10 protein-coding genes and 1 pseudogene are annotated in these 12,213 nt (G+C 38.4%); 10 read left to right on the top strand and 1 reads right to left on the bottom strand.

Annotated elements, in window-relative coordinates; all coding sequences use genetic code 11:
• Window positions 1-463: 463 nt before the first annotated feature.
• Together QRN68_RS18850 and chrA are read left to right on the top strand one after the other, a co-directional pair.
• A complete protein-coding gene (locus tag QRN68_RS18850; RefSeq protein ID WP_285398438.1) occupies window positions 464-1,306 on the top strand; it encodes a DUF4179 domain-containing protein in 843 nt (280 codons plus the stop codon).
• Window positions 1,307-1,670: 364 nt separating this feature from the next.
• Window positions 1,671-2,831: a chromate efflux transporter gene (gene chrA, locus QRN68_RS18845; protein ID WP_285398437.1), complete on the top strand. Its 1,161-nt coding sequence runs from the start codon at window positions 1,671-1,673 to the stop codon at window positions 2,829-2,831.
• Between the two features lie 259 nt (window positions 2,832-3,090).
• On the opposite strand, the gene QRN68_RS18840 is transcribed toward chrA, so the two are convergent.
• The gene (locus QRN68_RS18840) at window positions 3,091-3,333 is read right to left on the bottom strand and encodes an RNA polymerase factor sigma-54 (protein ID WP_285398436.1); all 243 of its coding nucleotides are present in this window, start codon (window positions 3,331-3,333) and stop codon (window positions 3,091-3,093) included.
• Between the two features lie 167 nt (window positions 3,334-3,500).
• Here QRN68_RS18840 and hemW point away from each other — a divergent pair, with 167 nt between their 5' ends.
• The 8 genes and pseudogenes from hemW to QRN68_RS18800 all read left to right on the top strand — a co-directional run.
• The gene (gene hemW, locus QRN68_RS18835; RefSeq protein WP_285398439.1) at window positions 3,501-4,646 is read left to right on the top strand and encodes a radical SAM family heme chaperone HemW; all 1,146 of its coding nucleotides are present in this window, start codon (window positions 3,501-3,503) and stop codon (window positions 4,644-4,646) included.
• A gap of 89 nt (window positions 4,647-4,735) precedes the next feature.
• Window positions 4,736-5,764 carry a heat-inducible transcriptional repressor HrcA gene (gene hrcA, locus QRN68_RS18830; RefSeq protein WP_285398435.1) on the top strand — a complete coding sequence of 343 codons (1,029 nt, stop codon included), beginning with the start codon at window positions 4,736-4,738 and terminating at the stop codon, window positions 5,762-5,764.
• 17 nt (window positions 5,765-5,781) lie between these two features.
• A complete protein-coding gene (gene grpE / locus QRN68_RS18825) occupies window positions 5,782-6,363 on the top strand; it encodes a nucleotide exchange factor GrpE (RefSeq protein WP_285398434.1) in 582 nt (193 codons plus the stop codon).
• Window positions 6,364-6,433: 70 nt separating this feature from the next.
• Complete coding sequence (dnaK, locus tag QRN68_RS18820) at window positions 6,434-8,275, top strand: molecular chaperone DnaK (RefSeq protein ID WP_285398433.1); 1,842 nt, start codon at window positions 6,434-6,436, stop codon at window positions 8,273-8,275.
• A 236-nt stretch (window positions 8,276-8,511) separates the two neighbouring features.
• Window positions 8,512-9,633: a molecular chaperone DnaJ gene (gene dnaJ / locus QRN68_RS18815; RefSeq protein ID WP_285398432.1), complete on the top strand. Its 1,122-nt coding sequence runs from the start codon at window positions 8,512-8,514 to the stop codon at window positions 9,631-9,633.
• Between the two features lie 21 nt (window positions 9,634-9,654).
• Entirely contained in the window at window positions 9,655-10,596 is a 942-nt protein-coding gene (prmA, locus tag QRN68_RS18810; RefSeq protein ID WP_285398430.1) for a 50S ribosomal protein L11 methyltransferase, read from the top strand.
• 81 nt (window positions 10,597-10,677) lie between these two features.
• Entirely contained in the window at window positions 10,678-11,415 is a 738-nt protein-coding gene (locus QRN68_RS18805; protein ID WP_285398429.1) for a 16S rRNA (uracil(1498)-N(3))-methyltransferase, read from the top strand.
• A 260-nt stretch (window positions 11,416-11,675) separates the two neighbouring features.
• Window positions 11,676-11,853, top strand: a pseudogene (locus QRN68_RS18800) (sterol desaturase family protein); the annotation flags it as partial.
• Window positions 11,854-12,213 lie beyond the last annotated feature (360 nt).

The raw sequence follows: 12,213 nt of genomic DNA, 5'->3' as shown, positions 1-12,213 counted from the left end.
GTAGTGTTAACGTAGCGACAGCAACAAATGGTTTTGACTGAGCGAAAGCGTAGTGCTAGCGTAGCGACAGCAACAATGTAAGCGAAGAAAGCGGTTTGACGCTTGCTCACACGAACGCGAGGCATGAAACAGAATCACACTCATTTAAAGTGCTGCAACTATCACAAAGATTTCCTTGACCTTTTTTTCTTCAAGTTTTTCAACAACATGAAGAGGCTGGGACATAAGTATATTTTCAAAGTAAAATTAAAAAAATTTACCTCAGAAAAGCGCGAGAAATCAACGTTTCTAAAATTGATTTCTCATGCTTTTTTAGGTTTTGATCAGTTATGTCCCAGCCTATTAGATACATAGTGAAATCAGTCACTCCTTGTTTCGTTAGAGGTTATATAATGTTCATCTAAAAACTACAATAGATAAAAAGCATTTGTGTAGACATTCTTTCTTAAATGAGGTGTACATGATGTCCAATGATTTGATAGTCGAGGTTCAGCCTAAGGTAAATCGAGGACGCAAAGCATGGTTTATTGTAGTATTGCTTTTATTGGTAGCTACTTGTATGCTTGTTTTTTATTTTTTGTTTAATAAGGATTTGAATTTTGAAGCCTACAAAACAGTTGTTGGTAAAACTACTGAAAATAGCCTCGGACGTTTAACGTTAAATGAAATAATAATTGACGATAATCAGATACTATTGAATGCTACCTATAAACCAGTAAAGGACTTAAATTTCGATGATCAACTTTTTTTCGTTCCACAGGTTTTTGTGAATGGTCAAGAATTAACAGTTAGAAATGGAGGACAGTCCATCGCGCAATCCGATAAAACTTTTACAATCTATAGTAGTGTGAAATTAAGCGAATTACCAAAGGATAAAATATTAAATTTAGATATTCGCTATAACGACTGGAACGGAGAAAAAAAGATTGACGAGCCGTGGGAATTTCAAGTGGAAGCTTCACAAAAGCAATTACAAGAAGATAGAAAGGTCTTCTCTGTTGAGAAAAAAGTAAAGCTGTTAGATGGTCAGGAGATAACGATAGAAAAGGTTGTTTCTACACCAATTTCAACAACGATTTACTTTCAATCCGAGAATAGCCTTTTAAATGAAGCGATACATTTAAAAATCCAATCAGCATCAGGGGAATCTTGGCACTTTAATTCTGCTTATCCTTTAAATGTAGATTATACGAAGTGGGGTGTTCGCCTCGATACAGTATATTTAACGGAGGAGTACTATAGGCTAATTTCTCTTGCTGCAGATGGAAGTGAGCTTGGTTCAGCAGTTGAAATTGAAGAAAAATAACTATATTTTACCGTGATTTTAACTACATTCAGCGTCAGCGATAGAAGATTCCCATTTCTTAAGGTGATGAAATGAATGTAGGTGTGGTTCCTTTTTAGAGGGAGGCGAATGGATTTGGAGTAGAGCTCGTACAATTCAAAATCCAGACGCATTGTTTGTTGTAGCGAAAGCGAAGCGACAGCAACAAATGTTTTCTGTGCGAAAGCGAAGCGACAGCAACAAATGTTTTCTGTAGCGAAAGTGAAGCGTCAGCTACAATTACGCAAATGCGAAATTAATTAAAAAACTTTACAATATCTTAATCCCAAAGGATGGTTAGCCCACGTAATATGAATATAAATGATATGGAAAGTGGTTGAAGATATTGCGAAGGTTATGGGAAATTTTTTTAGTTTCGCTTAAATTAGGTTGTACTTCCTTTGGGGGTCCCACTGCACATTTAGGGTATTTTCAAAATGAATATGTTCAAAAGCGTAAATGGTTATCTGACAATGACTACAGTCAGCTTGTAGCACTCAGTCAATTTTTGCCGGGACCAGCATCGAGCCAGGTAGGGATGGGTATTGGCTTATTAAGAGGCGGATTGTTTGGAAGTATTGTGTCATTTCTTGGTTTTACATTACCATCAGTTTTGCTGCTTATGGCATTTGCCTATTTTTCTACACAAACTGAGATGGAGATGGGCTGGGTTCATGGCTTAAAATTAGTGGCGGTTGCGATTGTTGCACAAGCTATTTTTGATATGTCAAAAAAATTAATCCCTAGTATTCGCCATTTTATAATTGCTTTATTAGCACTTGTAGTAGTGCTTCTATGGATTCATCCACTTGCACAGGTAACTGCTATTATCGTTGCTTCGGTCATAGGTTATCAATTTTTTAAGAAGACCGATGAAAGAGAGGACTTAAAAGAAACGATTGTGCCGATTTCAAAAATGACCGGTGTATGTTTTTTAGTGCTGTTTGTTCTATTACTTATTGGTTTACCAGTCGCAAGCCCATTTATTCAAAATGAATGGTTTACGATAATTGAAAAGTTTTATCTATCAGGTGCATTAGTCTTTGGTGGAGGTCATGTGGTGTTGCCTTTACTTGAGGCACAGTTTGTCCAAAGTGGATTAATGAGTTCTTCAGATTTTTTAGCAGGCTACGGAATGACACAGGCGGTCCCTGGTCCATTATTTACGTTTGCCTCCTATATAGGTCTGGTTATTGCCGGAGTACCAGGAGCCATCATAGCTACTGTAGCCATTTTTTTACCGGCCTTTTTACTGATAGTTGGGGCGATGCCTTTTTGGATTGCTCTTAACCGTATCGCAGGATTAAGAGGAGTGGTGGCTGGAGCAAATGCTGCGGTAGTTGGGATTTTAGCTGCTGCTTTTATCCATCCTATTGTTACGCAGACAATTCAAAATGGACTAGACATAGTGATTGCGGTTGTTTTTTTATGGTGCTTGATACGTTGGAAAATTCAACCTTATGTGCTTGTGTTAGTTGGTGTTTGTATAGGAATTGTATGTTATTAAGTACACAAAAAAATCAAAACCGCGTATTATGGTTTTGATTTTTTTGTGTGAAATGAATTGAATTATATAAACTCTTCTTTTCGAATGGCTAGTTTCTTAATATGATATTGCAGAGTTTGACGAGAAATAATGAATTGTTAATCAGCGGCTGAAATATTTCAGCTACAATGCTGTAATGCGCCATCTTTGATAACAACGACAATATCTGGTGTAACATTTTCGATGTCATCTACCGAGTTCAAAGTGCAAGGCAGTAGTGTTAGTGCTGAAGCTGATTAATTAGTGCTAATAACCGTTCCTTAGAAAGTTTAAGAGATTTCATCAACTCAGGAAATTTACGTTCAGCTAGCAGAAATGACCCTTTTTGAATAAACTGTTGTAGATCATAATCATCCTCTTCGATTTGCAGTAAAAGACATTCTTGTAGATGTCGCGCAGCAAGTGGCTCGACGCTCTCCTGCAGGAAGCCTTGCTCTGCGCGAAAGCGAAGCGTCAGCGACAAAGTGAGTAGACTGTAGCGGAAATCAGAGCCTTCTAATTAATTGTGGATAAAAATGGCTAAGTAACACACCTGGTAGTTATTTTTACTAGTTGGATTCATGGCGTTCCCTGCCTCGATTGTTTATAATGAGGAAATGGAAAAAGACTAATGAGAAAGAAGGGATAGCTATGGCACGAGGTGTTTACATTCATATTCCTTTTTGTCATCAAATTTGCAACTATTGCGACTTCAATAAATTTTATTTCAAAAATCAACCAGTTGATGAATATATAGAAGTGCTTGGCAAGGAGATGGAGCTTGCTACAAAAAAATATCCCGAGAGTTTTAAACAAATTGAAACGATATTTCTTGGCGGTGGTACACCAACAGCTTTATCACCTCAACAATTAGAGAAGCTTCTTGAGCTTATTCGTACGTATATTCCGATGAGCAGTGTGACAGAATTTACATCAGAGGCTAATCCAGACGAGCTGTCAGAAGCGAAAATGCGGGCATTGTTTGATGGTGGTGTAAATCGCTTAAGTATGGGTGTGCAATCCTTTAATCAAGAGTTGTTAAAGAAAATTGGTCGTACACATAGTAACGATCACGTTTATGAAACAATTTCTATGGCGAAAAAGGTAGGTTTCAGAAATATAAGTCTAGATTTAATGTATGGTTTACCGGGGCAGACGATGGCACAATGGAAGGACTCCTTAGAAAAAGCGTTTGCGCTTGATTTACCACATTTTTCAGCGTATTCACTAATCGTGGAGCCAAAAACTATTTTTTATAATCAATACACAAAAGGTAAGCTACATTTACCAACTGAAGATCTTGAAGCAGATATGTATGATGTGCTGATGGACCAGATGGAGGCACATGGACTTCAACAATACGAAATTAGCAACTTTGCACAATCTGGTTTCAGTTCTAAACATAATAAAATATACTGGGAAAACGATGAATACGCAGGCTTTGGTGCCGGGGCTCATGGATATCTAGCAGGTGTGCGTTATTCAAATCACGGACCGTTGAAAAAGTATATGGATACCGTGAATGCAGGGGTACTACCAATTGTATATGAACATGTTGTAACAGAGAATGAAAAACGAGAAGAGCAAATGTTTTTAGGTCTGCGTAAAACAGAAGGAATTACACACACTATATATGAAGAGAAATTTAAAGAATCGATACATGTACGTTACCGACATGTCATCGAAAAACTAGTTTCAGAAGATCTTTTGGAATATGATACTAATGGAATTCGTCTTACCCGAAAAGGTCGTTTTGTAGGTAATGAAGTATTTCAACAATTTTTACTAGAAGATTGAGCGATATCGTTGACATAAAATGTGGGATTTGATAACTTATTAATAGTATTAGCACTCCTCTTAGCTGAGTGCTAACAGAGGTGATAATCATGCTAACAAATCGGCAATTACAAATATTGCAAGCCATTGTAGACGACTTCATTATGTTTGCACAGCCGGTAGGTTCTCGCCAAATCTCCAAAAAGCAAGAGATTACATTTAGTCCAGCCACAATTCGAAATGAAATGGCGGATTTAGAGGAATTAGGCTTCTTAGAAAAAACGCACACTTCCTCTGGTCGAGTGCCTTCGGAAAAGGGTTATAGATTTTATGTGGATCATTTGTTGAACCCACAGGGCATTAATTCAAGGGACATTCAGCAAATTCAATCAATTTTCAACGATCGTTTAGTAGAAGTAGAGCATATAATTCGAAAGTCAGCCAATATATTATCAGAGCTGACATCGTATACATCGATTCTTTTAGGACCTGATGTTCAAAGACATCGTGTTAAACGATTTTCAATTGTGCCACTCTCTAGCGATACAGCAGTTGCGATAATCGTAACGAATAACGGACATGTTGAAAATAGGATGTTTAGTTTACCTCCTAATTTTACCGCTTCTGATTTAGAGAAAATGGTTAATATCTTAAATGAACGCCTAGTTGGTGTTTCATTAGAGGATATTCATAAAAAACTCGAAGCTGAAGTGCTAGCAGTATTACAGCAGCATGTTCGATCAGCGGATGATTTTATTCACGCTCTCGTTACAGCGACGATGCATAATTCAGAAAGTAAAATTTTCTATGGTGGTAAAACAAATATGTTCAACCAACCGGAATTCCACGATTTAAATAAAGTCCGTATGATTTTGGACTTAATGGAAACGACTAGCCAAGTTCAGTCGCTCTTCCATCCTAATGAATCGGGCATTCAAATTCGTATAGGCTCAGAAAATAAACAGTTAGAAATGGAAAACTGTAGTGTCATTACGACCACTTATTCTATTGGTGAAGATCAACAAGGAGCTATAGCAATTATTGGCCCTACACGTATGGATTATAAACGTGTTGTTGCTTTACTAGACGTAATACGGATGGATTTAACACAAGCCTTTACGAAGAATCGTAGTGATTGATAATGAGGAGGATTTAAGTGACGGAAACAACTGAAAACAAAGACCTTGTACAAGAAGAAAAGGATGTACAAGCTGAAAATGCAGTAGAAGTAGAAGCAACAGAAGTTAAAGAAGAACAACAAGCTGAATTAACAATCGAAGAACAGTACGAAGCAAAGCTAGCTGAGTTACAAGCAAAGCTAGCCGACGAGGAAAATCGTCATCTACGCTTACGAGCTGACTTCGATAATATACGCCGTCGCAATCAACTTGATCGTGAGGCTGCTGAAAAGTACCGTGCGCAGAGCTTACTCTCAGATTTACTGCCAGTAATCGATAATTTTGAGCGTGCTTTACAAGTTGAAGCGACTTCAGAAGAAACTGCTTCTATCGTAAAAGGTATCGAAATGGTGTACCGCTCCCTACTAGAAGCGACTGAGAAGGAAGGCTTACAAATTATTAAAGCAGAAGGTGAGCAGTTTGATCCAAATGTTCACCAAGCTGTCATGCAAGAGCAAGATAGTGAAAAAGAAACGGGTGTTGTCGTACGCGAGCTTCAAAAAGGCTATATGTTAAAGGATCGTGTATTACGCCCAACAATGGTATCAGTAAACGAATAGTCATAGCACTATTTAGTCAATTACATTTAGTAGAAAACGCATCTTTGCGTTTAAATAGGAGGAAATTTTAATGAGCAAAATTATTGGTATTGACTTAGGAACAACAAACTCTTGTGTTTCTGTACTTGAAGGTGGAGAACCAAAAGTAATTCCAAATCCAGAAGGAAACCGTACAACACCATCTGTTGTTGCGTTTAAAAATGGCGAACGTCAAGTTGGTGAAGTAGCAAAACGTCAATCAGTAACAAATCCTAACACAATTATTTCTATTAAATCTAAAATGGGTACATCTGAAAAAGTTAAAGTGGAAGATAAAGAATATACGCCACAAGAAGTATCTGCAATGATTCTACAATACTTAAAAGGTTATGCTGAAGACTACTTAGGTGAAAAAGTAACAAAAGCAGTTATTACAGTTCCTGCATACTTCAATGACGCTCAACGTCAAGCTACAAAAGATGCTGGTAAAATCGCTGGTCTAGAAGTAGAGCGTATTATCAACGAACCAACAGCTGCTGCACTTGCTTATGGTTTAGACAAACAAGATCAAGATCAAAAAGTATTAGTATTTGACCTTGGTGGTGGTACATTTGACGTATCTATTCTTGAATTAGGTGACGGTGTATTCGAAGTATTAGCAACAGCTGGTGATAACAAACTAGGTGGAGACGATTTCGACGATGCTATCATCGAGTACCTTGTAGCAGAATTCAAAAAAGAAAACGGCATTGACCTTGCTAAAGATAAAATGGCTATGCAACGTCTAAAAGATGCAGCTGAAAAAGCGAAAAAAGACTTATCAGGTGTAACATCTACTCAAATTTCTTTACCATTCATCACTGCTGGTGAAGCGGGTCCATTACACTTAGAAATTTCTTTAACTCGTGCTAAATTTGACGAAATTACATTACCGTTAGTAAACCGTACAGTAGGTCCAGTACGTCAAGCATTATCTGATGCAGGTCTATCAACATCTGAAATTGACCAAGTAATCTTAGTTGGTGGTTCTACTCGTATTCCAGCTGTACAAGAAGCTGTACGTAAAGAAACTGCTAAAGAACCACACCGCGGCGTAAACCCTGACGAAGTAGTAGCAATGGGTGCTGCTGTTCAAGGTGGCGTATTAACTGGTGATGTAAAAGACGTAGTTCTACTAGACGTAACTCCACTTTCATTAGGTATTGAAACTATGGGTGGCGTATTCACAAAATTAATTGACCGTAACACTACGATCCCAACATCTAAATCACAAGTATTCTCAACTGCAGCTGACAACCAACCAGCAGTAGATATTCACGTATTACAAGGTGAACGTTCAATGGCAGCAGACAACAAAACATTAGGTCGCTTCCAATTAGCAGATATTCCACCAGCACCACGTGGTGTACCACAAATCGAAGTAACATTCGATATTGATAAAAATGGTATCGTATCTGTTAAAGCGAAAGACCTTGGTACAAACAAAGAACAAACAATTGTTATCCAATCTGATTCTGGTTTATCAGAGGAAGATATTGAACGCATGGTAAAAGATGCTGAAGCAAATGCTGATGCAGATGCTAAACGTAAAGAAGAAGCAGATGTTCGCAACGAAGCAGACCAATTAGTGTTCCAAGTTGACAAAACAATTGCTGACTTAGGTGAACAAATTACAGAAGATGAGAAAAAATCTGTTGAAGATGCTCGTGATGAACTGAAAAAAGCGCTTGAAGCTGGCGAACTAGAAGGCATTAAATCTGCTAAAGAAAAATTAGAAGGCGTATTACAGCCGCTAGTAATGAAAGTATATGAACAAGCTGCAGCAGCTGCTCAAGCAGCTCAAGGTGGCGAAGCGGGTACAGATGCGGGCGCTGGTAAAAAAGACGACGGTATCGTAGACGCTGACTTTGAAGAAGTAAAAGAAGATAAATAATAGTAAGTAACATAGTTAAGTGAAAAAGCCAAAGACCGCTTGCGGCTTTGGCTTTTCTCTTTATTTTTTGCTATATCCTACGCACATATAATCATCTAGTTGCATAGGTTATCTGCGAGAAAAGTGAAAAAACATGTGGTGCAACAATTTTAATGAATAATTAATAATAAAATAGAGGCAGTTTTTTTAACTGCGTGATACAATAGATTTTATGCAAAAAGAGCGGAGTGTGAATCATGGAGAAACGCGATTATTACGAGGTGCTTGGTTTAACGAAATCGGCTTCTAAAGATGAAATTAAAAAAGCATACCGTAAATTATCTAAGCAATACCATCCTGATCTAAATAAAGAGCCAGGTGCAGATGAAAAATTCAAAGAAATCGCTGAAGCTTATGAAGTATTAAGTGACGATCAAAAAAAAGCGCGCTATGATCAATTTGGCCACGAGGATCCAAATGCAGGCTTTGGTGGTGGCTTTGGAGGCGGCGGCGGTTTTGGCGGCTTCGAGGATATTTTCAGTTCGTTCTTTGGTGGTGGCGGTCGTCGACAAGACCCGAATGCACCACGCAAAGGTGATGACTTACAATATCGTATGAATATTAAATTTGAGGAAGCGATTTTCGGAAAAGAAACAGAAATCGAAATCCCTAAAGATGAAGTATGTGATACTTGCCACGGTTCTGGGGCAAAACCAGGTACTAATCCTGAAACATGTTCTACATGTAAAGGTGCTGGTCAAGTAAATCAAGCAGTGGATACACCATTCGGACGTATGATGAATCGTCGTGCTTGTTCAACATGTCAGGGTACAGGTAAAATCATTAAAGAAAAATGTTCAACATGTCGTGGCGAAGGAAAAGTTCAACAACGTAAGAAAATCAAAGTAACGATTCCAGCAGGTGTTGATGATGGTCAGCAAATTCGTGTGTCTGGTCAAGGTGAACCAGGTATAAATGGAGGACCAGCAGGAGATTTATATATTATGTTCCGCGTTCAAGGACACAAAGAGTTTGAACGTGATGGCGATGATATTTATTTCGAACTGAAACTGACATTCCCACAAGCAGCTCTTGGCGATGAAATTGAAGTTCCGACTGTTCATGGGAAAGTGAAATTACGTATTCCAGCGGGTACACAGTCTGGTGCGCAATTCCGTCTAAAAGACAAAGGTGTCAAAAATGTACATGGCTATGGCACAGGGAATCAATATGTAACAGTAAAAGTTGTAACGCCAGAAAAATTGACAGAAAGACAAAAACAAATACTACGTGAATTTGCGGAAATTAGTGGTGATATTCCTGAAGAGCAAGGAAGCTCACTATTCGATAAAATTAAGAAAAAATTCCAAGGTGAATAATTAGAGGAGCTGAAGAGCTACGTGAAGTGGTCAGAATTATCCATTCATACAAAAAATGAAGCGGTAGAAGCAATTTCGAATATTTTGCATGAAGCAGGAGCAAGTGGTGTTGTTATTGAGGATTCAGCTGAATTTGCTAAGCCACGTGAAGATCAGTATGGTGAAATATATGCGCTAAATGAAGCGGATTTTCCGAAAGATGGAGTTATTGTTAAGGCTTACTTATCGGAGTCTAGTTTTTTAAATGAAACAGTCGAAGAAATTAAGGCGGCTATAACAAATTTAACGAATTTCAACATCGATATTGGTGAAAATGTTGTATCGATTGTAGAAGTAAACGAGGAAGATTGGGCAACAGCATGGAAGCAATACTATCATCCTGTAAAAATTTCTGAACGCTTTACAATTGTACCAACATGGGAAGAATATACACCAGTATCAACAGATGAATTAATAATTGAATTAGATCCTGGTATGGCCTTTGGTACAGGAACACACCCAACAACTGTTATGTGCTTACAAGGGCTTGAGAAGGCTGTAAAAGAGGGAGACTTGGTTATCGATATTGGAACGGGGTCAGGTGTTCTTTCAATCGGTGCAGCCTTACTAGGAGCTAAGAGCGTACATGCGCTTGATTTAGATGAAGTAGCTGTACGTTCAGCACAAGAAAACGTTACGTTAAACAAAGTTGATGATACAGTATCTGTTTTTCATGGAAACCTGTTAGATACAGTAAAGGAACCAGCTGATGTCGTTGTAGCCAATATTTTAGCTGAAATTATTATGTCCTTTACTGACGATGCATTTTCAATTGTCAAACCGGGTGGATTATATGTCACTTCAGGCATTATCGGCGCAAAACGTGATGATGTAAAAGCAGCACTAGAAGCTTCAGGCTTTGTGATCGAAGAAGTATTACTAATGGAAGATTGGGTAGCTATCATTGCCCGACGTCCACAATAAGTTGACTGAGGAAGCGCCAAATCGTGAGCCGAGTGCTTGTGATTTGGCGTTTTCTCTTCTTGTTATAAAGGAGTGTCTAACATGCAACGTTATTTTATTGAGACGACCATAGAGGAAGCACGTATTAGCGGAGAGGATGCACGACATATTGAACGAGTAATGCGTATGAAAGAGGGCGACAAAATCGTTGTTGTTGCACAAAATATCGCCCATATTTGTACAATTACAGCTTTTGAAGAAGATGAGGTACTTGTCCAATCTACAGGACAGACAATTCCTTCTCCAGAGTTACCTGTTCATGTAACCGTGGCATGTGGTTTGCCGAAGGGCGATAAACTAGAGCTTATTACACAAAAGGCAACAGAGCTTGGAATGTTTGCCCTATTGCCGTTTGAAGCGGAGCGTTCCATCGTTAAATGGGATCAGAAGAAAGGTGCGAAAAAGCAAGAGCGCTTGCAAAAAATTGCAAAAGAAGCAGCTGAACAAGCCCATCGTACACATATCCCAGAAATTCATGAACCAATCTCTTTTAAACAGCTAGTAAAACACACGGGCAATTTCGACGTCGTTTTTATAGCAGATGAAGAGGATGCAAAAGCAGAAAAACGCACAAGGTTTGCGGAGAAGCTAAAAAACGCGTATGACAAAAAGTCGAAATCAATACTAATTATCTTTGGTCCAGAAGGCGGCATCGCACGAAAAGAAGCAGATGCCCTGCTTCAAGCCGGTGCCCAAACTATGTCTTTAGGACCCCGAATTTTACGAGCAGAAACAGCGCCGCTTTATGCACTGTCTGCAATATCTTATGAATTTGAATGAAAGAGATGTTTAGCCTTGTCAAAAGTGGCTTTCACATCTAGCGGTGCATGAGTAAACGTCATTATGATTGCGTATAAATTCAGTCGTTGTAAGGTTTGAAGACCACACAAGAGCCGATTCAAAAAACTTTGAATCGGCTCAATTACATTATAGGCCTGTTTGTTAATAACAAGTGTAATTAGTGAACGTAGAATAGATTCATATTTCAATAATCTATATGAGGAAAATTTAAATGATGTTTAATATAAATGTCTAGGAGAATTAGGGCATGGGGGTGTTGGATGAAGAAGGTTCATTTATGGCATCATTTCAAAAATGAAAATTACTGGTATGGTGTTACGAACCTGGCCTATGATTTTCTCATGGGTACCTTTAAAAACCAAAAGGATGTTGACCAAAGTAAAAACTGCTAAAAATCTAGAGAAACGTGGCGACTAGAAAATAGAATTAAAAAAATAATCCATTGTCTCTCCCTGAGAAATGTCGAATGAACTTTATACCTTCAACATTTCTTTGAGAGTGGTAGCGACTGCTGACCAAGATAGCTTAATTGCCGTCTTGGTCTATTATCATTTCATTTAATACTTGTTTACGCCCCAATATCAATTCCATAAACGCCTCTAAATCTTACTCTAAAGCATGATTTTTGATAAAGTTGAGTGCTCTAGATCGTGCAGTAGAGGAACGAAGGCTAAAAACATCACGTCCTGTGATAACGCCTTCGGGACCAACATCCTGCTGTTGCTTCGCTTTCGCACAGATGAGACCCTGTTGCTGTCGCTTCGCTTTCGCACAGAC

Source organism: Lysinibacillus sp. fls2-241-R2A-57 (genome assembly GCF_030209535.1).
Classification (GTDB): domain Bacteria; phylum Bacillota; class Bacilli; order Bacillales_A; family Planococcaceae; genus Lysinibacillus.
The sequence above is the reverse complement of the archived record's forward strand: the minus strand, read 5'-3'. Positions and strand labels throughout refer to the sequence as shown.

Excerpts from the sequence above, each read along its gene's own strand:
- hrcA (WP_285398435.1), top strand. The coding sequence starts at position 4,736 with ATGCTAACAAATCGGCAATTACAAATATTGCAAGCCATTGTAGACGAC.
- hemW (WP_285398439.1), top strand. The coding sequence starts at position 3,501 with ATGGCACGAGGTGTTTACATTCATATTCCTTTTTGTCATCAAATTTGC.
- dnaK (WP_285398433.1), top strand. The coding sequence starts at position 6,434 with ATGAGCAAAATTATTGGTATTGACTTAGGAACAACAAACTCTTGTGTT.
- QRN68_RS18850 (WP_285398438.1), top strand. The coding sequence starts at position 464 with ATGTCCAATGATTTGATAGTCGAGGTTCAGCCTAAGGTAAATCGAGGA.
- QRN68_RS18805 (WP_285398429.1), top strand. The coding sequence starts at position 10,678 with ATGCAACGTTATTTTATTGAGACGACCATAGAGGAAGCACGTATTAGC.
- dnaJ (WP_285398432.1), top strand. The coding sequence starts at position 8,512 with ATGGAGAAACGCGATTATTACGAGGTGCTTGGTTTAACGAAATCGGCT.